This window comes from Streptomyces sp. NPDC041968 (assembly GCF_055589025.1).
The window spans coordinates 454,727-476,379 of record NZ_JBVJCB010000005.1 but is presented as its reverse complement, the minus strand read 5'-3'; the positions used below and the strand labels follow the sequence as shown (position 1 = coordinate 476,379).

Below are 21,653 nucleotides of genomic sequence, written 5' to 3'. Positions count from 1 at the left end.
GAGGCAGAGCTTCCATCACGTGCAGTACGGAACCATTCACCCGTCGTAGCGAAGGTGGGGTGCCGGAATGCGTCTGAGGAGAATAACGCTTCGTGCAGGCACTGCTACGCCCAGTTGCTCAAATCATCGATTACGTCGCTTCCGTGCCCGATTGACGCTCGATCGGATGCGACGGGATGATCACTTCGTGACCGGAATGGTTCGGATTCCGGGTGACTACAGAGCGTGTTGTGGCCGATGTGAGAAAAGGGGACTGGAGCGGCCGGCCGGGGGGTACGTCACATGGCTTGGGGCGACGCCCGGTCCGGGTCAGCGGCGGCGGCGGTGCAGCGCGATGGCCGCCGCGGTGCCGCCCGCCACGGCCCCGACGCCCGCGGCCGCCGGGATGCCGACCTTGGCCGCCTTGCGGCCAGTGCGGTAGTCGCGCAGGCGCCACTCCAGCTCGCGGGCGTGCTTGCGCAGCTTGGAGTCCGGGTTGATGGCGTACGGGTGTCCGACCAGGGACAGCATCGGGATGTCGTTGTGCGAGTCGCTGTAGGCGGCGCAGCGGGACAGGTCGAGGGCCTCCGCGGCCGCCAGCGCCCGTACCGCCTCGGCCTTCGCGGGGCCGTGCAGCGGTTCGCCGACCAGCTTGCCCGTGTAGACGCCGCCGATGGACTCGGCCACCGTGCCGAGCGCACCGGTCAGGCCGAGGCGGCGGGCGATCACCTGGGCGATCTCCACCGGGGCGGCCGTGACCAGCCAGACCTTCTGCCCGGCGTCCAGGTGGGCCTGGGCGAGGGCGCGGGTGCCGGGCCAGATCCGCTCGGCCATGTACTCGTCGTAGATCTCCTCGCCGATGGTCTTCAGCTCGGAGACACGGTGGCCCTTGACGATCGACAGCGCGGAGTCGCGGGCGTCCTGCATGTGCTCGGGGTCCTCGAGCCCGGCGAGCCGGAAGTAGGCCTGCTGCCAGGCGAACCGGGCGAGGTCGCGGGTCTCGAAGAACTTCCGCTTGTACAGGCCCCGGCCGAAGTGGAAGATCGCGGCGCCCTGCATGACGGTGTTGTCGAGGTCGAAGAAGGCGGCCGCCCGGTCGTCGCCGTGGACGGGGAAGTCCGGTTCCGCACCCGTGTCGGGAGGCGCGGACTGCGCGGACTTGCGGGCTGCCTCGGCCGAGGCCTCGCCTGCCAACACGCTCCGCGCCGTGGCGGAGCGCCTCCGGGGGGTGAGCCATCGAAGAGCGGCCATGTCCGTGAGCATAGCCAGTTTGTTCGGAGGCTTCGGAGCCGAGAGGTTCGGAGGGTGTGAACTCTGGGCGACCGGGTCGCCGCAGGAGCGGTCCCCGGTGCGCGCCGGGGCGCCGGGGCGGCAGGCGGACCGGTTCGTGCGCGGGGCTCGGCCGACGGGGCCGTGCGCGCGAGAATGGCGGGCATGAGTCCCCTCTTCCGCCGAAAGCCCTCGCGGACCCCGCAAGCCCCGCAGGCCGCGCAGTCCCCTGAGTACTCCGAGAACCATCTCGTCACCCTCATCCGCAAACCCGGCTGCCATCTGTGTGATGACGCACAGCTCGTCGTCGAGAAGGTCTGCGCCGACCTGGGCGTCCCCTGGGAGGGGAAGGACATCACCCAGGACCGCGGGCTCCACGACCAGTACTGGGAGCAGATCCCGGTCGTCCTCGTGGACGGTCGGCAGCACACCTTCTGGCGTGTGAACGAGGAACGGCTGCGCAAGGCACTGACCGACGAGTCCAAGTAGTCCGGATGGTCGCTTAGGATCGATGGTGACTTGGTCTCGGGGGCGTTGATCGTGAGGAGCGTGTGCGGCTTTGCCTCCGATGGGAGAGGAACGCGGGCGCGTATGCGCCGGTTCCCGGTTCGTGCGCCGGGGGCGCGTGAGCCCGGTCACGTTGGCCGGGCAAATCGGACACCATCTTTGTGCACGCGTTCACAAAGACATAGCCTGCATTCGACGGGGCGGTCATGTAGGGACGTATGACCGCCTACAGCCCCGCTCTACCCGCAGGAGCACCGTGGCAACTGGCCGAACACACCGACCGGCGACCCGCAGCCGAGGGATTCCCGAGGCCACCGTCGCCAGGCTTCCGCTGTACCTCCGAGCCCTCACCGCACTGTCGGAGCGCTCGGTGCCCACGGTCTCCTCCGAGGAGCTGGCGGCCGCGGCGGGAGTCAACTCCGCGAAGCTGCGCAAGGACTTCTCCTACCTGGGCTCCTACGGGACCCGGGGTGTCGGCTACGACGTCGAGTATCTCGTCTACCAGATCTCCCGCGAGCTGGGGCTCACCCAGGACTGGCCGGTTGTGATCGTCGGTATCGGTAACCTCGGCGCCGCGCTCGCCAACTACGGCGGTTTCGCCTCCCGCGGCTTCCGGGTCGCCGCGCTCATCGACGCCGATCCGGGAATGGCCGGAAAGCCCGTCGCCGGCATCCCGGTGCAGCACACCGACGAGCTGGAGAAGATCATCCAGGACGACGGCGTCTCGATCGGTGTGATCGCGACGCCCGCCGGTGCCGCCCAGCAGGTCTGCGACCGGCTCGTGGCCGCCGGCGTCACCTCCATCCTGAACTTCGCGCCGACCGTGCTGTCCGTGCCGGACGGCGTCGACGTGCGCAAGGTCGACCTCTCCATCGAGCTGCAGATCCTCGCGTTCCACGAGCAGCGCAAGGCGGGCGAGGAGGCCGCGGCCGACGCCGCTGCCGTGCCGCGCGTCGCCGCCCGCAAGCAGCCCTCCACCGACCAGGGACCCGACGGGGACGTGCCCGCCGTGATGCCGGCATGAGTCTCCTCGTCGTCGGGCTGAGTCACCGCAGCGCTCCGGTCAGCGTCCTGGAGCGGGCCTCGCTGAACGCGGACGCCCAGCTCAAGCTGTTGCAGGACACGGTCGCCGCCGAACCGGCCACCGAGGCCGCGGTGCTGGCCACCTGCAACCGCATCGAGCTGTACGCCGACGTGGACAAGTTCCACGCCGGTGTCGCCGAGCTGTCCACGCTGCTGGCCCAGCACAGCGGGGTCGGCCTGGAGGAGCTCACTCCGCATCTGTACGTGCACTACGAGGACCGGGCCGTCCACCACTTCTTCTCGGTGGCCTGCGGGCTCGACTCGATGGTGGTCGGCGAGGGCCAGATCCTCGGCCAGATAAAGGACTCCCTGGCCCGGGCGCAGGACTCGCACACCGCCGGACGGCTGCTGAACGACCTGTTCCAGCAGGCGCTCAGGGTCGGCAAGCGCGCCCACTCCGAGACCGGGATCGACCGGGCCGGGCAGTCCCTGGTCACCTTCGGCCTGGAGCAGCTCGCGGCCGGGGCCGAGGTCCAGACCTGGGTGCGGGGCAAGAAGGCCCTGGTCATCGGCGCCGGTTCGATGTCCTCGCTGGCCGCCGCCACGCTGGCGCGGGCCGGGGTCGCCGAGATCGTGGTCGCCAACCGCACCTTCGAGCGGGCCGAGCGGCTCGCGCGCATCCTGACCGAGGGCGACGACACGGACGTGCTGGCCCGTGCGGTACCGATGGACGCGGTGCCGGACGAACTGACACGTGCCGACGTGGCCGTCTCCTGCACCGGTGCGACCGGGCTCGTCCTCACCGCCGACGCCGTGGCGGCGACGGTGGAGGGCCGGACCGGCGCACCCGTCGCCGAGGTGGGCACCGCCCCGCCCGGCGCGGCCCCGGTGGCCGGCACCGACGCCGCGCACGAGACGCCGCTGCCGGGTGCGGGCGCCGACGAGAACTGTCCGCTCGACCTGTCGTCCGTGCCGACCGGCTTCTCCGTCATGGGTGAGGCCGCCGTGGCCGGCATGGACGCGGCGACGCTGGAGCAGCACGGGGCGTGGGCCGCGGGCGGTACGGCGGTGGACCGGCCGCGCGAGGCCGGGCGCCCGGGCGCCGAGGCGGACGCCGAGCTGATCACCGCACTGGCCGCGACGGCCGCGAGCGTCGGCCGCGTCCCCGAGCGCCGGCGGCCCGAGCCGGTCGCCGAGGCGCCGCGCCCCGAGCCCGTGCTCTTCCTGCTCGACCTCGCCATGCCGCGCGACATCGACGCCGCCGCGCACCGGCTGGCCGGGGTGCGCCTGGTGGACATCGAGTCGCTCGCCGACGCCTCGGCCGACGCGCCGATGGCCGCCGACGTCGACCTGGTCCGGCGGATCGTCGCCGACGAGGTCGCCGCCTTCGGTGCCGCCCAGCGGGCCGCGCACATCACCCCCACCGTCGTCGCGCTGCGCAGCATGGCCGCCGGCGTCGTGGCGGGCGAGATCGCCCGGCTGGAGGGGCGGCTGCCGGGCCTCGACGACAAGCACCGCGCCGAGATCACCCAGACCGTCAAGCGTGTGGTCGACAAGCTGCTGCACGCGCCGACGGTCCGGGTCAAGCAGCTCGCCGCCGAGCCCGGCGGCGCCGGGTACGCGGACGCGCTGCGCACCCTGTTCGACCTCGACCCCGAGACGGTGGCCTCCGTCTCCCGCGCCGAGAACAGCACTGAGAAGAACCGAGGGCCGGCATGACTGAGAAGGCACTGAGGCTGGGGACCAGGCGGAGCAAGCTCGCCCTGGCCCAGTCCGGGCAGGTGGCGGACGCCGTGAGCCAGGTGACCGGTCGGCCCGTTGAGCTGGTCGAGATCACGACCTACGGCGACGTCTCGCGCGAGCACCTGGCGCAGATCGGCGGCACGGGCGTGTTCGTGGCGGCGCTGCGCGAGGCGCTGCTGCGGGGGGAGGTGGACTTCGCGGTTCACTCGCTCAAGGACCTCCCCACGGCGCAGCACGAGGACCTGGTGGTGGCCGCCGTCCCGGTCCGCGAGGACCCGCGGGACGTGGTCGTCGCCCGGGACGCGCGCAAGCTGACCGACCTGCCCCGCGGGGCGCGCATAGGCACCGGCGCCCCGCGCCGCATGGCGCAGCTGAACGCGTACGCCCGCACCCACGGGCTGGAGATCGAGACGGTCCCGATCCGGGGCAACGTCGACACCCGCATCGGATACGTGCACAGCGGTGAGCTGGACGCCGTCGTGCTTGCCGCCGCCGGGCTGAACCGGGTGGGCCGCATCGACGAGGTGACCGACTTCCTGTCGGTCGACACGGTTCTGCCCGCCCCCGGCCAGGGGGCACTGGCGATCGAGTGCAGGGCGGCGAACACCGCCCAGGACGCCGAACTCGTCGCCGCGCTCGCCGAACTCGACGACCCGTTCACGCGGGTCGCCGTGACGGCCGAGCGGTCACTGCTCGCCGCCCTGGAGGCCGGCTGCAGCGCCCCCGTGGGCGCACTGGCCGACCTCCTGGCCGACGGGCAGATTGTCAAGGAAATGCGCCTGCGCGGCGTCGTCGGCACGACCGACGGCTCGACGCTGGTGCAGCTGTCCACCACCGGTCCCGTGCCCGAGACGCACGAGGCGGCACTGGCATTCGGTCGCGAACTCGCCACCGACATGCTCGCCCAGGGCGCGGCCGGTCTGATGGGGGAGCGAGCACAGTGAGCCCCACCACCTTTACCGCCGGTCCCGAACACGGGCACGTCACCTTCCTCGGTGCCGGACCCGGAGATCCGGGACTGCTGACTCTGCGCGCCGTGGAGGCGCTGTCGCACGCCGATGTCCTCGTCGCCGAGCACGAGGTGCTCGACGTCGTGCGCACGCATGCGCGGCAGGGCGTGACCGAGATGCACACGGACGCCGATCCGTCGGATCCGGGTGCAGGCACGCCCCAGCTGACGGTAGTTGACGGCTCGTCAACGACCGTGGGCGTCCCCGCCGTGCGGGATGCCGCACATCTTGTCATGGAGGCCGCGCGGGGCGGCAGGCGGGTCGTGCGTGCCGTGACCGGGGACCCCGGGCTCGACACGTACGCCGCCGAGGAGATGCTGGCGTGCGCCGCGGCCGGGGTGCCCTTCGAGGTCGTCCCCGGTATCGCGAACGCCGTCGGTGTGCCCGCGTACGCCGGTGTACCGCTGCGGGACGCCGAGGGCGCCGACGTGCGGTTCGTGGACGCCCGTACGGCGTCGGCCCGGTGCTGGACGGAGGTGGGCGCCTCCGACGGGACCGTGGTGGTCTCGACGACGCTCGACTCGGTCGCCGCGGCCGCCGGTGAGCTGGTGTCGGCGGGCCGCAAGCCGGACACCCCGCTGACGGTGACGGTCGCCGGTACGACGACCCGGCAGCGCACCTGGACGGCGACGCTCGGCACGGTCGCGCAGACGCTGAAGCAGGCGAAGGTGCTGCCGTCCCCGGACGGTGGCCGTCCGGTGATAGCCGTGGTCGGCGAGCGCAGCGCCCCCGCCCGGCGCGACCAGCTGTCGTGGTTCGAGTCCAAGCCGCTGTTCGGCTGGAAGGTCCTCGTGCCGCGCACGAAGGAGCAGGCGGCGTCGCTCTCCGACCAGCTGCGGTCGTACGGGGCCGTGCCCAGCGAGGTGCCGACCATCGCGGTCGAGCCGCCGCGCACGCCCCAGCAGATGGAGCGGGCGGTCAAGGGCCTGGTGACGGGCCGCTACGAGTGGATCGCGTTCACGTCGGTCAACGCGGTGAAGGCGGTCCGGGAGAAGTTCGAGGAGTACGGTCTCGACGCCCGTGCGTTCGCGGGCATCAAGGTCGCGGCGGTGGGCGAGCAGACGGCGAAGGCCCTCGTCGCCTTCGGGGTGAAGCCGGACCTGGTGCCGAGCGGTGAGCAGTCGGCCGCCGGTCTGCTGGAGGACTGGCCGCCCTACGACCCGGTCTTCGACCCGATCGACCGCGTCTTCCTGCCGCGCGCCGACATCGCCACGGAGACGCTGGTCGCCGGGCTGATCGAGCTGGGCTGGGAGGTCGACGACGTCACCGCCTACCGGACGGTGCGCGCCTCGCCGCCGCCGGCCACCACCCGCGAGGCGATCAAGGGCGGCGGCTTCGACGCGGTGCTGTTCACCTCGTCGTCCACCGTGCGGAACCTGGTGGGGATCGCGGGCAAGCCGCACAACGTCACCGTGATCGCGTGCATCGGCCCGGCCACGGCCAAGACGGCCGAGGAGCACGGGCTGCGGGTGGACGTCATGGCCCCCGAGCCGTCCGTCCACAAGCTGGCGGAGGCCCTGGCCGACTTCGGCCTGGCGCGCCGGGCGGCGGCCCTGGAGGCCGGGGACCCGGTGACCCGGCCGAGCGAGCGGCGGCCGGGGGCGCGCAGGCGTCGCTCCTCGACGTGAGGTGTCGCTTCTCGACGTGAGGTGTCGCGACTGACTGATCCGCGGACATGGCCCGCACCCGAAACCCGGGTGCGGGCCATGTGCGTGGGGCGCCGGGCCCGTGCCGGAACTCCGTTGACAGTCGGTCGACGGGTGCGTGTAATGAGGGCGGTGCCGCGTGGCGCCGGTCAAAGAGCAGTGGGCCGGCCGGCGATCGGGCGAGCGCCCTTCTTCAAGGGGTACGTGATGAGTTCGCACTCCGCGCCCTGACCCGACGTAGCGCATCCGCACGTCGTCGTCGTTCCTCCGCCTCGCCTCGCCCCTTTTCCGGCGCCGTGACGTCCGTCGCGGTCCGCTGTCATGGAGACACGCAACCGTATGCCCACGCCTTTCCCGCGACCCGTCACCGCCGAGGACGGGAACCTGCTCCTGCTGACCACCACCGACGCCGGGACGGGGGCGCCGCGCACCACGCGGCTCGGACACGTCCGCCACGGGGACTCCCTCCTGGTCCTCGTGTCCGGCCCCGGTCCGGACCGCCCCGCCTGGTACCGCGACGTGCTGGCCCGTCCCGTGGTCGGTGTCGAGATCGGTACCGACTCCTTCGAGGCCCTCGCCGTGCCGACGGCCGGACCGCTGCCCCCGGGGGTGGTGCTGGAGCGGGCCGAGCCCGAGGGATGGGAGGGCCCGGCGGAGGTCCGCACGCTCGCCGACAAGCTGCTCGAGGTCCACACCTGGCTGCGGGGGCAGGTGCGTCAGGTGCGGGCCGAGACCGAGGCGCACTTCGCGCGCCGGGGTGCCGGTGCGCCGGCCGACCTCGGGCTCCAGATCCGGCAGCGGTGCCTGGCGTTCTGCCAGGCGCTGGAGTTCCATCACGTGAGTGAGGACGGGCACCTCTTCCCGGGGATCGCCCGTCACCACCCCCATCTGGCCGGCGTCTTCGACCGGCTCGCCGGCGAACACCGCGCGATCGCCCGCGTCCAGGCCGACCTGGCGGCGCTGCTGGCGGACATCCACATCGCCGACCCACGGCGTTTCCGTGCGGAGCTGGCGGCGATGTCGGCGGAGCTGGACGCCCACCTCGACCACGAGGAGGAGGCGCTGATCCCGTTGCTGGCCGACGTGCCGTGGCCGCCGGCCGGGCCGCCCGCCGCGCGCTAGTGGTGCCAGGCCTTCCCGCCGGTGTTGTGGATGAAGCGCTGGAGCACCTTCATGGTGGTCAGGTACTCCGCGTCGGAGATGCCGGCGTGGCGTTCCGCCCACAGCTCGCTCTGGAGTGCGGCGGCCTTCTCCCGGAAGGCCCTGCCCTCGGGGGTGAGGCTCAGGTGGCCGTCGGGGCTCTGGGTGATCCAGCCCCGCGCGATGGTCGCGTCGATCTCCGGTTCCATCTCCTGGCCCGTGTCGAGGTAGTTCCGCAGGAGGGCGGACACCTCCTCGCGGGCCTTCGGGGCGTCGGCGACCTGGTTGAGGACCCACCACTGGGGCTGGGTCGTGCCGATCCCGTCGAGGGCGGCGCGGGTGCGGTCGATGACGGACTTGTAGGCGGCCCAGCTCCAGTAGCCGATCGGCTGCTTCACCAGTTCGGCGTCGGTGTGCGTGTACCGCATGGTCACTCCCTTGTCCGGTGTGCGTGGGAGCGACCGTAGAAGCTCGACCGGACTTGAGGTCAAGAGCGGCCGGGTCCGACTCCTCGTCGGCAAAGGCACGGGTGGGGCGGGCGTAGCGTAGGTGGTATGTCGACGTACGGATCCTTTCCCGGCACCCGGCCCCGGCGGCTGCGGAGCACCCCCGTCATGCGTCGGATGGTCGCCGAGACCCGGCTGCACCCCGCCGACTTCATCCTCCCCGCCTTCGTCCGCGAGGGTGTGAGCGAGCCGGTGCCGATCGGCGCGATGCCCGGCGTCGTGCAGCACACCCGGGACTCCCTGAAGAAGGCCGCCGCGGAGGCGGTCGAGGCCGGGGTCTCCGGGATCATGCTCTTCGGGGTGCCGGAGGACGAGAAGAAGGACGCGGCCGGTACGGCCGGCACCGACCCGGACGGGATTCTCCAGGTCGCGCTGCGGGACGTGCGGGCCGAGGTCGGGGACGAGCTGCTCGTCATGTCCGACCTGTGTCTCGACGAGTTCACGGACCACGGGCACTGCGGGGTGCTGGACGCCCAGGGGCGCGTCGACAACGACGCCACCCTGGAGCGGTACGCCGAGATGGCGCAGGTCCAGGCCGACGCGGGCGCCCACGTGGTGGGGCCCAGCGGGATGATGGACGGGCAGATCGGCGTCGTCCGGGACGCGCTCGACCAGATCGGGCGAGAGGACGTCGCCGTCCTCGCCTACACGGTCAAGTACGCCTCCGCCTTCTACGGGCCCTTCCGGGAGGCCGTCGGGTCCTCCCTGCGGGGGGACCGGAAGACCTACCAGCAGGACGCCGCCAACGCGCGGGACGCGATGCGGGAGCTGGCCCTCGACCTGGAGGAGGGCGCCGACATGGTGATGGTGAAGCCGGCCGGCCCCTACCTCGACATCCTGGCCAAGGTCGCCGAGGCCTCGGACGTGCCCGTCGCCGCCTACCAGATCTCCGGCGAGTACTCGATGATCGAGGCCGCCGCCGAGAAGGGCTGGATCGACCGCGACCGGGCCATCATCGAGGCGCTCACCGGCATCAAGCGGGCCGGCGCGCGCAACATCCTGACCTACTGGGCCACCGAGGTCGCTCGCACGCTGCGCTGAGCGACCTCCCCCGGTGCTTCGTGCAGGGGGTGCGGGCACCCCTTCAGTGGCTGAGGGCCGCGTCCATGTCGGTCTGCCAGTAGGTGACCGTCAGCGCGGTGTCGACGTACACGCCGCCGGAGGGCAGGGCGACGGTGGCGATGGAGCCGTCCTCGAAGGGGATCGTGAGGGTGTCGGTCCGGTAGCCGTTCTCGCCGCTGCCGTCGCCGGCCGAGAGCAGGACCCCGGCGTAGCCGGCCTCACCGGGCTGGACGCCGGTCAGCGACTGCGGCTTGGTCGACTCCGCGACCGGCGGCACCGACTGCGCCTCGCCGAAGCGGGCCGCCGGGTACTGCGGGAGCATGCAGGTCTTCGAGCCGGTGTTGGTGGCGGTCAGCAGCAGGTGGTTGAGCGGGCGGGGAACCTCCGTCGCGGTGATCTCGACGTCGGCTGCGGAGCACTTGCCGGGCAGGTCGGAGTCCTCGCCGCCGGTGCCGCCCGAGGTGCCGGACGAACCGGCGGTGCCGGCGGAGCCGGAGTCGGAAGCGCCTGCGGAACCGGCGGAACCGGAGGAGGCGGCCGAGCCTGCGGAGCCGTTCGTCTCCTTGGTGCCGTCGGCCTCCGTGTCCCCGGCCGACTCCTTCCCGCCGGTGGGCTGTTCGCTCTGCTGTCCGGCCGGGGCGGCGGAGGACGGGGACGAGGCGCCCGTGTCCGATCCGTCGCCCTCGCAGGCCGTCAGGGCGAGCGCGGCCAGCGCGACGGTGGTGGCGGCGAACAGGCGGGTACGGGTGGTGCGTGCGGACATGACTGGTGCCCCTTCGGGAGGAGTTGGGGTGAGCCGCTCGACCGTCGGCCGGGAGCGGCTGCTTGGATGACCACAGCTTGGGGCCGGGTCCGTCCCGGTCGCCAGCGGTGCCGGAGGATGCGGGACAATGGGATGCCGGGACGGCTCTGACCTGGGGGAACGGCATCCTGCTGGGACGCCGTACGGGGATGCGGGGAGAGGGAGGAACGGGTGGCGGGGGACGATTTCGCGGGACTGCTGCGGGAGTTGAAGGAGCGGTCCGGGCTCAGTTACGGAGCACTGGGCAAGCGGCTGCACATGAGCGCCTCGACCCTCCACCGGTACGTCAGCGGGGAGGTCGTACCCACCGAGTTCGCCCCGGTCGAGCGCCTCGCCCGGGTGTGCCGGGCGACCCCCGACGAGGTGCTCGAACTCCACCGCCGCTGGATCCGCGCGGACGCGCTGCGCGGCGTGAAGAAGGAGGAGGGGAGCGCCCCGAAGGGGGCGGGAACCGCCGAGTCGCACGCGGTGAGGGACGCCGAAGTCGCCGAAGTCGCCGAAGTCGCCGAGGGGGCCGAGGGGGCGGAGGTCGCCGGGGCCGCCGACGCCTTCGGGGCGGGCGCGGACGGCACCCCGCCGCTCCCGCCCGCGCCGTCCGACCCAAAGGCGCCACGCCGCCGGGTGCCGCGCACGGCCCTGTACGCCGCGATCGGCGTCGTCGCCGTCAGCGCCGCCGTGGCCCTGGTGGTCAACCTGGTGCCGGGCACCGGCGGTGACGAAAGCGGCCGCCGCGGACCGGCCGGGGCCGCCGCGCGGGCCTCCGTCTCGGGGTCGGCGACCGCCACCCGGTCGGCGTCCCCCAGCCGTTCCTCCTCGCCGTCCGCCTCCGCGTCCGCGTCGGCGCCCCGGTCCGCCTCGCCCTCCGCGTCCGCGTCCGCGCCGGGCGGGAGCACCGCCGGGCCGAGCCGCCGCGCCGCCGACACCGGCCCTCCGCTCACCGTGTCGACCACCCCGTACTACTGGGACACCCCCTGCGAGCACGCGTTCCTGGTGGACCGCAGTCCGAAGAACGTGCTGCCGCCGCCGCCCCAGCAGGACGCGGTCGGCTGGGCCACCGCCTACGGCGCGGTCTCGGCGAACCGGCAGACGGCCGTCCTGACCGTGCAGGGAACCGGCGCGGAGACCGTGGTCCTGACGGGCCTGCACGTGCGCGTGGTGAGCAGCAGGCCGCCGCTGGGCTGGGACCAGTACGTGATGGGCAACGGCTGCGGCGGCCAGGTGGACCCCAAGGACTTCGACGTCGCCCTCGACCTGGGCAACCCGTTGGTGATGCCGGTCGGGGGGCAGCGGAACTTCCCGTACAAGGTGAGCGAGTCCGACCCCGAGGTCTTCCGTGTCGACGCGCACACCAGCGGCCACGACGTCAGCTGGTACCTGGAGCTGGAGTGGTCGAGCGGGGGGCGGGAGGGCACGGTGCGCGTCGACGACAACGGCCGTCCGTTCCGCACCAGCGCCTCCAAGGACAGCTCCTACTACGCGTATCCCCTCGGCAGCGACGCCTGGGAGTTCGTCCCGGCGGGGTGAGGCGGGTGGGGCCGGGGCGCCGGAGGGGCCGAACACGCGGCGGCCGTAGGGGTGTCCGGATCGCGGAAACCCGCGTGTAGACGGCACGCGGTTTCCTAGGGTGCGGGCATGACCGTGACTGAGAACGCGCCCGCACCCTCCGCCTCCCCGCCGTCGCTCGCCGCACGGGCCCGGTCGATCGGCGGGTCGCCCGTACGGGACATCCTCGCCGTCACCGCCCGCCCCGAGGTGATCAACTTCGCGGGCGGGCTGCCGGCTCCGGAGCTGTTCGACGCGGAGGGCATCGCCGCCGCGTACCGGGACGTCCTCGCCGAGCAGCCCGCGCGGGCGCTCCAGTACTCGACCACGGAGGGCGAGCCCGCGTTGCGGGCCGCACTGGCCGCCCGCACCTCGGTCCGCGGGCTGGACACCGACCCCGACGACCTCCTCGTCACCACCGGTTCGCAGCAGGCCCTGTCGCTGCTCGCCACCGCCCTGATCGAACCCGGCGACACCGTCCTCGTCGAGAACCCCTGCTACCTGGCCGCGCTCCAGGCCTTCGGCTTCGCGGGCGCCCGGGTCGTCGCCGTGCCCGGGGACCAGGACGGCATGGACCCCGAGGCGCTGGAGGAGCTGGTGCTGCGCGAGCGGCCCAAGCTGCTCTACACCGTCCCCACCTTCCAGAACCCCACCGGCCGCACCCTCCCCGCCGCGCGCCGTGCCGCCGTGGCCGAGATTGCCGGCCGCTGCGGGCTGTGGATCGTCGAGGACGACCCGTACGGGGAGCTGCGCTTCGCGGGCGAGCGGCTGCCGTGGATCGCCTCCCACGACGGGGCCCGGGACCGGACCGTGCTGCTGGGCTCCTTCTCCAAGGTCATGGCGCCCGGCCTGCGCCTCGGCTGGCTGCGGGCCCCCGCCGCGCTGCGCCGGGCCTGTGCGGTGGCCAAGCAGGCCGCCGACCTGCACACCCCGACGGTCAACCAGCTGGCCGCCGCCCGGTACCTGGCCGACCGGGACCTGGACGCGCACGTCGCCCGGGTCGCCGGAGCCTACGGCGCACGCCGGGACGCGATGCTCGCCGGTCTGGCGGACGCGCTCCCGGCGGGGTCGGCGTGGAGCCGTCCCGAGGGCGGCATGTTCCTGTGGGCGCGGCTGCCGGACGGCTACGACACGACCGCCCTGCTCCCCGGGGTGGTCCGGCACGACGTGGCGTACGTGCCCGGCGCCCCCTTCCACGCCGGGGAACCCGACCGCGCGACGCTGCGGCTGTGCTTCGTGACGCAGACGCCGGACGAGATCACGCAGGGGCTGCGGCGGCTGGGGGCGGCACTGCGGGAGGCGGCGCCGCGGGGGGCGTAGGACCGGTCCTAGGACGAAGAGCCGAGGCAGGGGCGTCACGCGCGCACGTACCGTGAGGGCATGCCTGCGACCGTGCCGACGACGACGCCCCTCGACCTCGACGCCTACCTCGACCGGATCGGCTGGGAGGGGGAGCGGCGGCCCGACGCGGCCACGCTCCGCGGGGTGCACCTCGCCCACCTGCGGGCCATCCCGTTCGAGAACCTCGACGCCGTCGGCGGCACGGCGCCCTCCCTCGCCCTGTCCGACCTGATGGCCAAGCTGGTGCACGGCCGCCGTCGCGGGGGCTACTGCTACGAGCACAACACCCTGTTCGCGGCCGCCCTGGAGACGCTGGGGTTCGGGGTGACCCGGCTGACCGCGCGGGTCGTCGTCGGCGCGGAGCGCTTCGAGGACCGTCCGCGCACCCACATGGCGCTCCTGGCCGAGGTGCCCGGCGACCCGCGACCGTACCTGGCCGACGTCGGCTTCGGTGCCGTCGGCTCTCTGCTGGAGCCGGTGCCGCTCGCGGCGGACACCGAGTTCCACGGCGCCGGACGCCGGCACCGGCTGGTGCACGCGCCGCGACGCGGGCCGCTGGAGACGTGGGTGCTGGAGGCGTACCGGCCCGGCGCGGAAGGCGGTTGGCAGGCCCAGTACGCCTTCACCCGGGAGCCGTTCGAGGCGTCCGACTACGAGGTCGTCAACTGGCACGTCGCAACGAATCCGCGCTCCCCGTTCTCGCGGCGGCCCTACGTGCAGCGGCTGCTGCCCGACGGGCACCTGGCGCTCGACGGCGGTGTCCTCACGAGGACCGGGGCCGACGGCGTGGTGACCGAGCGGAAACCGGGGGACGAGGCGGAGGTCCGCCGGGTGCTGGCGGAGGAGTTCGGCATCGACGCGCCCGAGGGGTTGCGGCTGACCGTCTGACGGTCGGGGGAGCGCGTTGGGGAATGTGCGCTTCCAGTGGTTTGTGTGAAGCAGTGGGGGATAGTCAACTCCGTGTTGTGCACAATCAGTTCGGGCGCCTCCAGGGGCGCCCGCCTCATGAGGGGGAGGCATCCGTGCGCATCCGCACCGGATGGCGGCGTGCCCTGCTCGGCACGCTGGCGGGCCTGACCGCGACGATCGGCCTGACGGCCGGCCTGTCGGCGCCCGCCGTGGCGGCGACCGGGACACCGGTGGCCGTCACCAAGTACAGCCACACCAGCGCGTCCGGCGATTGGGTCGGGCAGGGCGGAAGCGTCGCCTACACGCCCGGGACGGCGGACATCACCGTGACCGGGGAGAGGGAGGCGCTGACCGTCAGGATCGAGAACGAGACCGACTGGTGGACCGTCGAACTGGCCGCTCCGCAAGGGGAGAAGCTCCACCCCGGGGTCTACCGCGGCGCGGAACGGGCGTCCTCGCGCACCGGGCGGGCCCCGGGTCTCGACGTCAGCGGCGACTCGCGCGGCTGCAACCAGGTCTACGGGCAGTTCTCGGTCAACCAGATCGAGGCGGACGCGACCGGCGCGGTCACCGTGCTGGACGCGACCTACACGCAGCGTTGCGAGGCGGCCGACGCCCCGGTCCTCAAGGGCGTCGTCAAGTACCGCGCCTTCCCGCTGTCCTTCACCTATGCCAGCGAGCCCGGCGACTACCCCGGCCAGGGCAGGAGCGGCACCCACACCGGCGCCACCAGCCTCTTCTCACTCCAGGAGTGGGGCACCGGCGGTCTCCAGTACGACGTGTCCGGCAAGCGCGAGACCTGGTCGGCCCTGCTCGTCCCGCCGGCCGGCGAGCGCTTCGAGGCCGGACGCACCTACCGGACGGAACGCGGCAACGGACCCGGCGTGGCCGGCCTCGACGTGTCCGGCTTCGGCGGGTGCAACGCCAGTGAGGGGACCCTGACCCTCACCAGGCTGGCCCGCGGCGAGGACGGCGTGGTCACCGCCTTCGCCGCCACGTTCGTCCAGCACTGCGAGGGCGCCGAGCCGGCGTTGCGCGGGACGATCCACTACTACGCCTGACGTCTGACGGGCGGGCCGGGTGCGTCCCGGCCCGCCGGGTCAGAGCCGCTCGGGCGTCCGGATGCCCAGCAGCGCCATCCCCTGGTGCAGGGTGCGGGCCGTGAGGTCGCACAGGAACAGGCGGTTCTCCACCTGCTCCGGGGTGTCGGCCTTGAGGACCGGGCACTTGTCGTAGAAGGACGTGTACAGCGACGCCAGCTGGTACAGGTACGCGGCCAGCTTGTGCGGGGCGTACTCCGCCGCCGCCTCGAAGACCGTGCTGCCGAACGCGTCCAGGTGCAGGCCCAGCGCGCGCTCCGCCTCGTGCAGGTCCAGCCCCGGGTGGGCCGCGGGGCGGACCTCGCCGGCCTTGCGGAGGATGGACCGGATACGGGCGTACGCGTACTGGAGGTACACGCTGGTGTCGCCGTTGAGCGAGACCATCTGGTCCAGGTCGAACTTGTAGTCCCGGCTCGGCGACGTCGACAGGTCCGCGTACTTCACGGCGCCGATACCGACCTGCGCGGCCCGCTCCTGGATCTCGTCCTCGGTGAGGTCACGCGCCTTCTCCCGGACCACCTCGGCGGCCCGCTGCACCGCCTCGTCCAGCAGGTCCTCCAGCCGCACGGTCTCGCCCTCGCGCGTCTTGAAGGGCTTGCCGTCGGCGCCGAGCACCGTGCCGTAGCCCATGTTGTGCGCGGTGACGTCGTCGTTCAGCCAGCCGGCCCGGCGGGCCGTCTCGAAGACCATCCGGAAGTGCAGCGACTGGCGCACGTCCACGACGTACAGCAGCGTGGTCGCGTGCAGGTCACCGACGCGGTTGCGGACCGCGGTCAGGTCGGAGGCCGCGTAGCCGAAGCCGCCGTCCGCCTTCTGCACGATCAGCGGGACCGGCTGGTCGTCCTTGCCGCGGATCTCGTCGAAGAAGACGACGAGCGCGCCCTCGGAACGCACCGCGACGCCCATCTCCTCCAGGAGGCGGGCGGTCTCGGGCATCCCCTCGTTGTACGCGGACTCGCCGACGATCTCCTCGTCGCGGATCTCCATGTCGAGCTTCTCGAAGACGGAGTAGAAGTAGACCTTCGACTCGTCCACGAACTGCTGCCACAGTTCGAGCGTCTCCTTGTCGCCGGACTGGAGGGCGACGACCCGCCTGCGGGCCCGCTCCTTGAACTCCTCGTCGGAGTCGAAGAGGGCACGCGAGGCCTTGTACACCCGGTTCAGGTTGCTCATGGCCTGCTCGCCGTCGACGTCGGCCGCGGGGGCCAGCTCGCCGGGGTGCTCGAACAGGTACTGGATGAGCATGCCGAACTGGGTGCCCCAGTCGCCGATGTGGTGCCGGCCGATGGTCTTCTCGCCGGTGAAGTCGAGCATGCCGCGCAGGGCGTCGCCGATCACCGCGGAACGCAGGTGGCCGACGTGCATCTCCTTCGCCACGTTCGGCTGGGCGTAGTCGATCACCGTCGTGCCCGGCCGCTCGGCGTACGGCACGCCCAGCCGGCCGGTCTCGTCCGCGTACCGCGCGGCGAGGTTCCCGATGATCGCGCGGTCGCCGACGGTGATGTTGAGGAAGCCGGGCCCGGAGACCTCGACCTCCTTGATCAGGTCACCGGTGGTGAGGTGCGCGACGACCTCGGTGGCCAGCTCCCGCGGGTTCGCCTTGGCCTTCTTGGCCAGGGCGAGGATGCCGTTGGCCTGGTAGTCCGCCCGGTCGCTTCGTCGCAGCAGCGGGTCGGCGCCGGCGGCCTCCGGCCGGGTGGCCGTGAGGGCGGACGCGAGATGCTGCTGGACGGAGTCGCTGAGGGACGTGACCGAGGCCATGGAGTGGTTCGCCGTTCTGCTCGGGGTTCCGGGAGTGAGGCTGTCTTTAGCTACGGAACCCGAGTATCCCACGCGGTGAAAAGCCGTTTTCGCGGATGCGGGCCGGGCTGGGAGAATGGAGCGGTCAGCCGTGCGACCGTACCGGCTGCTCAGCAGAAGTCCTGGGAATTCCAGGGAACCAGGGAAGAGGACGTGCCGATCGTGGCTCAGAGCACAGAGACCACCGACTGGGTCTCCCGTTTCGCGGACGAGGTCATCGCCGAGTCGGAGCGCCGTGCACCGGGCAAACCCGTCGTCGTCGCGTCCGGACTCTCTCCGTCCGGCCCCATCCACCTCGGCAACCTGCGCGAGGTCATGACCCCGCACCTGGTCGCCGACGAGGTGCGCCGCCGGGGCCACCAGGTCCGGCACCTGATCTCCTGGGACGACTACGACCGCTACCGCAAGGTGCCGGCCGGCGTCGCCGGGGTGGACGAGTCGTGGGCCGAGCACATCGGCAAGCCCCTCACCTCCGTCCCCGCGCCGAAGGGCTCCTCGCACCCGAACTGGGCCGAGCACTTCAAGGCCGCGATGGTCGCCTCGCTCGCCGAGATGGGCGTCGAGTTCGACGGGATCAGCCAGACCGAGCAGTACACCTCCGGTGTCTACCGCGAGCAGGTCCTGCACGCCATGCGGCACCGGCAGGACATCGACGCGATCCTCGACCAGTACCGGACGAAGAAGGCCGCGCCGAAGAAGCAGCAGCAGAAGCCGGTCGACGAGGCCGAGCTGGAGGCCGCCGAGGGCTCCGGCGCCGCCGCCGAGGACGACGGCAGCTCCGGCTCCGCCGGGTACTTCCCGTACAAGCCGTACTGCGGCAACTGCGAGAAGGACCTGACGACGGTCACCGCCTACGACGACGACTCGACCGAGCTGACCTACGCCTGCACCGCGTGCGGCTTCTCCGAGACGGTCCGGCTCAGCGAGTTCAACCGCGGCAAGCTGGTCTGGAAGGTCGACTGGCCGATGCGCTGGGCCTACGAGGGCGTGATCTTCGAGCCCAGTGGCGTGGACCACTCGTCGCCCGGGTCGTCGTTCCAGGTCGGCGGGCAGATCGTCGGCATCTTCGGCGGTGAGCAGCCGATCGGGCCGATGTACGCGTTCGTCGGCATCAGCGGCATGGCGAAGATGTCCTCGTCGAAGGGCGGGGTGCCCACCCCGGCCGACGCGCTCCAGATCATGGAGCCGCAGCTGCTGCGCTGGCTGTACGCCCGCCGCCGGCCCAACCAGTCCTTCAAGATCGCCTTCGACCAGGAGATCCAGCGCCTCTACGACGAGTGGGACCGCCTCGACGCCAAGGTCGCCGACGGCACCGCCCTGCCCGCCGACGTGGCCGCCCACGCGCGCGCCGTCCGCACGGCCGCCGGTGAGCTGCCGCGCACGCCCAGGCCGCTGCCGTACCGGACGCTGGCGTCCGTGGCCGACATCACCGCCGGACACGAGGACCAGGCGCTGCGCATCCTCAGCGAGCTGGACCCGGCCGACCCGCTGGGGACGCTCGCGGAGGCCCGGCCCCGGTACGACAAGGCCGAGGCGTGGATCAACACCCACGTCCCCGCCGACCAGCGGACCATCGTGCGCGGGGAGCCCGACGCCGAGCTGCTGAAGTCCCTCGACGAGCAGGGCCGGCAGTCGCTGCGGCTGCTGCTCGACGGGCTCGCCGAGCACTGGTCGCTGGACGGGCTCACCCACCTCGTCTATGGCGTGCCCAAGGTCCAGGCGGGCTTCTCCGCCGACGCCACGCCCAAGGAGCTGCCGGCGGAGATCAAGGCCGCCCAGCGGTCCTTCTTCGCGCTGCTCTACCACCTGCTCGTCGGCCGCGACACCGGCCCGCGGCTGCCCACGCTGCTGCTGGCGGTGGGGCAGGAGCGGGTGCGGACCCTGCTCGGGGAGTAGGCAGGCGCCACGGCGAAAGGGGCCCTCCGCCGACGGAGGGCCCCTTTCGCCCGCCGGGCGCGGTGCGCCCGGGGGCTGCGCCTGGGTCTGCGCGAGGCGTCTGCCGGTCGCGTGGTGCGCTGCGGGCGCGAGGCGCCCGCGGTTACGCGATGTGCTCCTCCTGGAGCTCCCGCGTGTGGCGTTCGCTGAAGACCTTCACCATCCGGTCGGCCTCCCGCGGAGCGAGCGGCACGCCGAAGGTCGCCTCCACGTCGTCCCGGAACTGGGCGGCCGTGGGGTAGCTGCCGTCGATCGACTTCCGGAAGACGGTGTAGTAGTCCTCCGGCGTCGGCGGCGGCTCGGCCGTGCCGCCGCCCTCGCCCAGCTCGCGCGTGCGGGTCGGGCCCACCGGGATCGGGAAGCTGCCGGTCTCCTCGGGGGACGGCTCCTGCGGCGGCGGCTCCTCCTCGAACTGCTCCCGGTACTGCTCGGCCTGCCGCTGCTCCTCCGCCCAGTGGGCGTACTGCTCGGGGTCGAAGTCCGGGTCGTAGCCGCCGTGGTACTCCACGGTCTGCGGGTCCCGGGCGTGCAGCCACGGGTTGCGGTCCTCGGTGGGCGCGTCCGGCCCGGGCTCCCGCTCCTGCGGCTGGGCGCCGGCCAGTTCGGGACGCTGTTCCGCCGCGGGGGCCGCCTGCGGGCCCGTCTCCTCGGGCCGGGGCGCCGGGGGCAGCAGGGCCGGCTCGATGCCCGCCGCGGCGAGGCCCGCCGGGGCGGTCTGGGACAGGGGGACGCCGTAGCGGGCCAGGCGCAGCGGCATCAGGGACTCCACCGGGGCCTTGCGGCGCCAGCCGCGCCCGAAGCGGGAGCGCAGCCGGGCCTGGTAGACCAGCCGCTCCTGCTCCAGCTTGATCACCTGCTCGTAGGAGCGCAGCTCCCACAGCTTCATGCGGCGCCAGAGCAGGAAGGTCGGCCCCGGCGAGAGCAGCCAGCGGGTGAGGCGGACGCCCTCCATGTGCTTGTCGGCGGTGATGTCGGCGATCCGGCCGATCGCGTGCCGGGCGGCCTCGACGGACACCACGAACAGGATGGGGATCACGCCGTGCATACCGACGCCGAGCGGGTCGGGCCAGGCGGCGGCGCCGTTGAAGGCGATCGTCGCCGCCGTCAGCAGCCACGCGGTCTGGCGCAGCAGCGGGAACGGGATGCGGATCCAGGTCAGCAGCAGGTCCAGGGCCAGCAGGACGCAGATGCCCGCGTCGATGCCGATGGGGAAGACGTAGCTGAAGTTCCCGAAGCCCTTCTGCAGGGCCAGTTCCCGCACCGCCGCGTACGAACCGGCGAAGCCGATCCCGGCGATGATGACGGCACCGAAGACGACCATGCCGATGAGAACGCGATGCGTCCGGGTCAGCTCTAGTGGCGCGGCCACCCGTACTCCCCTCCCAGTGCCTGTTGTTGCGCGCAACAGAGTGGCACATGTGTGCGGGGAACGGGTGGCCGGTGGTCGGTACGGCCCGTCGGCTCGTCCTCTACGACGCCTTGGCCGGGGCCTTGGACGACGTCTCGGAACCCTTCGACGGCGCCTTCGACTCCGACCCGGAGCCCGAGCCCGAGGCGGACTTGGAGGGCGTCGCGGCACCGCCGTTGGCCTTCGCCACCGCCGCGACCGCTTCCTTGGCCGCCTTCTGGGCGTCCTTGACCAGGTCGTCGGCGTCGGGGGTGTCGTCGCCGGCCAGGCCCGCACCGTTGAAGTCGACGGTCACGACGACGTTCTCGACGCGTGTCACGACCGTCTGCTGCTTGAAGGTGCCTTCCTTCTTCTTCAGGTCGTACCGCACGACCGACGCCTCGTCGCCCGTGCCGTTCACCGGCGTGGTCTTCATGCTCTTGGCGCCCTCGGCGGTCTGGGCGTCCTGGAGCTGCTTCGTGTAGTAGTCGTGCGCCAGCTCGTCGCCCGCACCGCGCGCGGCGTCCGAGTCGAAGCGCAGCATCGACACGCTCAGCCAGCGGAACTGGGAGCCGTCCACGCCGTTGTCGTCGAGGCTGTCCCAGGAGCAACTGCCGCGCGTCGCCGTGTCGTTCGACGCGCCCTCCTTGCCGGAATCGGCCTTGGGCACCAGGTCCTTCAGCGTCTTCTTCGCCAGGACCGAGCAGGGCTCGGGCAGCTTCGCGTACGCGGCCGCCTCCACCGTCGGGGACGGGCTCGCGCTCGTGGACGCGGCCGGCTTGTCCGCGGCCTTGTCCTTGGCGTCGTCGGAGCCGGAGTCCGAGGAGCAGCCGGCTGCCACCAGCATCAGGGGGACGGCGGCCGCCGCGCAGACAACACGGGGGAGTCGCTTCGCTCGCTGGTCACACTGGGCTCGTCGCTGCATGGTTCCTTCACTCATGGCACTCGTGGT

General features: G+C 72.6%; 18 protein-coding genes. 12 read left to right on the top strand and 6 right to left on the bottom strand.

Annotated elements, in window-relative coordinates:
* Positions 1 to 309: 309 nt before the first annotated feature.
* Complete coding sequence (locus ACZ6EG_RS15910) at positions 310 to 1,230, bottom strand: HAD family hydrolase (RefSeq protein WP_356609440.1); 921 nt, start codon at positions 1,228 to 1,230, stop codon at positions 310 to 312.
* Positions 1,231 to 1,404: 174 nt separating this feature from the next.
* Between ACZ6EG_RS15910 and ACZ6EG_RS15905 the strand changes: the two genes are divergently transcribed.
* From ACZ6EG_RS15905 to ACZ6EG_RS15880, 6 genes are all read left to right on the top strand, one after another.
* The gene (locus tag ACZ6EG_RS15905) at positions 1,405 to 1,737 is read left to right on the top strand and encodes a glutaredoxin family protein (protein WP_391972920.1); all 333 of its coding nucleotides are present in this window, start codon (positions 1,405 to 1,407) and stop codon (positions 1,735 to 1,737) included.
* A gap of 274 nt (positions 1,738 to 2,011) precedes the next feature.
* Positions 2,012 to 2,779: a redox-sensing transcriptional repressor Rex gene (locus tag ACZ6EG_RS15900; protein ID WP_391972921.1), complete on the top strand. Its 768-nt coding sequence runs from the start codon at positions 2,012 to 2,014 to the stop codon at positions 2,777 to 2,779.
* Entirely contained in the window at positions 2,776 to 4,497 is a 1,722-nt protein-coding gene (locus ACZ6EG_RS15895; RefSeq protein ID WP_469604962.1) for a glutamyl-tRNA reductase, read from the top strand. The genes ACZ6EG_RS15900 and ACZ6EG_RS15895 overlap by 4 nt, the downstream gene beginning before the upstream one ends.
* Complete coding sequence (hemC, locus tag ACZ6EG_RS15890) at positions 4,494 to 5,465, top strand: hydroxymethylbilane synthase (protein WP_356609432.1); 972 nt, start codon at positions 4,494 to 4,496, stop codon at positions 5,463 to 5,465. The genes ACZ6EG_RS15895 and hemC overlap by 4 nt, the downstream gene beginning before the upstream one ends.
* Positions 5,462 to 7,159, top strand: a complete 1,698-nt coding sequence (locus tag ACZ6EG_RS15885; protein ID WP_356609430.1) for a bifunctional uroporphyrinogen-III C-methyltransferase/uroporphyrinogen-III synthase — start codon at positions 5,462 to 5,464, stop codon at positions 7,157 to 7,159. The genes hemC and ACZ6EG_RS15885 overlap by 4 nt, the downstream gene beginning before the upstream one ends.
* Positions 7,160 to 7,516: 357 nt before the next feature.
* On the top strand, positions 7,517 to 8,299 hold the full coding sequence (locus ACZ6EG_RS15880; protein WP_391972923.1) for a nitroreductase/quinone reductase family protein: 783 nt from the start codon (positions 7,517 to 7,519) through the stop codon (positions 8,297 to 8,299).
* Here the strand turns inward: ACZ6EG_RS15880 and ACZ6EG_RS15875 are convergent.
* Positions 8,296 to 8,745 (bottom strand): MarR family winged helix-turn-helix transcriptional regulator, encoded by a 450-nt coding sequence (locus ACZ6EG_RS15875; protein WP_469604957.1) that lies wholly within the window; start codon positions 8,743 to 8,745, stop codon positions 8,296 to 8,298. The genes ACZ6EG_RS15880 and ACZ6EG_RS15875 overlap by 4 nt on opposite strands.
* A gap of 126 nt (positions 8,746 to 8,871) precedes the next feature.
* Between ACZ6EG_RS15875 and hemB the strand changes: the two genes are divergently transcribed.
* Positions 8,872 to 9,864 carry a porphobilinogen synthase gene (gene hemB / locus ACZ6EG_RS15870; RefSeq protein WP_356609424.1) on the top strand — a complete coding sequence of 331 codons (993 nt, stop codon included), beginning with the start codon at positions 8,872 to 8,874 and terminating at the stop codon, positions 9,862 to 9,864.
* Between the two features lie 43 nt (positions 9,865 to 9,907).
* On the opposite strand, the gene ACZ6EG_RS15865 is transcribed toward hemB, so the two are convergent.
* Positions 9,908 to 10,648, bottom strand: coding sequence for a DUF4232 domain-containing protein (locus ACZ6EG_RS15865; RefSeq protein ID WP_469604953.1), 741 nt, complete (start codon positions 10,646 to 10,648; stop codon positions 9,908 to 9,910).
* A 210-nt stretch (positions 10,649 to 10,858) separates the two neighbouring features.
* Between ACZ6EG_RS15865 and ACZ6EG_RS15860 the strand changes: the two genes are divergently transcribed.
* From ACZ6EG_RS15860 to ACZ6EG_RS15845, 4 genes are all read left to right on the top strand, one after another.
* Positions 10,859 to 12,211, top strand: coding sequence for a helix-turn-helix domain-containing protein (locus tag ACZ6EG_RS15860; RefSeq protein WP_469604950.1), 1,353 nt, complete (start codon positions 10,859 to 10,861; stop codon positions 12,209 to 12,211).
* Between the two features lie 108 nt (positions 12,212 to 12,319).
* Positions 12,320 to 13,549, top strand: coding sequence for an aminotransferase-like domain-containing protein (locus ACZ6EG_RS15855; protein ID WP_391972927.1), 1,230 nt, complete (start codon positions 12,320 to 12,322; stop codon positions 13,547 to 13,549).
* A 60-nt stretch (positions 13,550 to 13,609) separates the two neighbouring features.
* A complete protein-coding gene (locus ACZ6EG_RS15850; protein ID WP_469604947.1) occupies positions 13,610 to 14,458 on the top strand; it encodes an arylamine N-acetyltransferase family protein in 849 nt (282 codons plus the stop codon).
* Between the two features lie 134 nt (positions 14,459 to 14,592).
* Positions 14,593 to 15,540 (top strand): hypothetical protein, encoded by a 948-nt coding sequence (locus tag ACZ6EG_RS15845; protein ID WP_391972929.1) that lies wholly within the window; start codon positions 14,593 to 14,595, stop codon positions 15,538 to 15,540.
* A 39-nt stretch (positions 15,541 to 15,579) separates the two neighbouring features.
* Here the strand turns inward: ACZ6EG_RS15845 and argS are convergent, their stop codons facing one another.
* Positions 15,580 to 17,340, bottom strand: coding sequence for an arginine--tRNA ligase (gene argS / locus ACZ6EG_RS15840; protein WP_391972930.1), 1,761 nt, complete (start codon positions 17,338 to 17,340; stop codon positions 15,580 to 15,582).
* 192 nt (positions 17,341 to 17,532) lie between these two features.
* Between argS and lysS the strand changes: the two genes are divergently transcribed.
* The gene (lysS, locus tag ACZ6EG_RS15835; RefSeq protein WP_469604943.1) at positions 17,533 to 19,275 is read left to right on the top strand and encodes a lysine--tRNA ligase; all 1,743 of its coding nucleotides are present in this window, start codon (positions 17,533 to 17,535) and stop codon (positions 19,273 to 19,275) included.
* A gap of 142 nt (positions 19,276 to 19,417) precedes the next feature.
* On the opposite strand, the gene ACZ6EG_RS15830 is transcribed toward lysS, so the two are convergent.
* Complete coding sequence (locus tag ACZ6EG_RS15830; protein ID WP_391972932.1) at positions 19,418 to 20,683, bottom strand: DUF2637 domain-containing protein; 1,266 nt, start codon at positions 20,681 to 20,683, stop codon at positions 19,418 to 19,420.
* A gap of 100 nt (positions 20,684 to 20,783) precedes the next feature.
* Positions 20,784 to 21,641, bottom strand: coding sequence for a DUF3558 family protein (locus tag ACZ6EG_RS15825; RefSeq protein ID WP_391972933.1), 858 nt, complete (start codon positions 21,639 to 21,641; stop codon positions 20,784 to 20,786).
* Between the last annotated feature and the right edge of the window lie 12 nt (positions 21,642 to 21,653).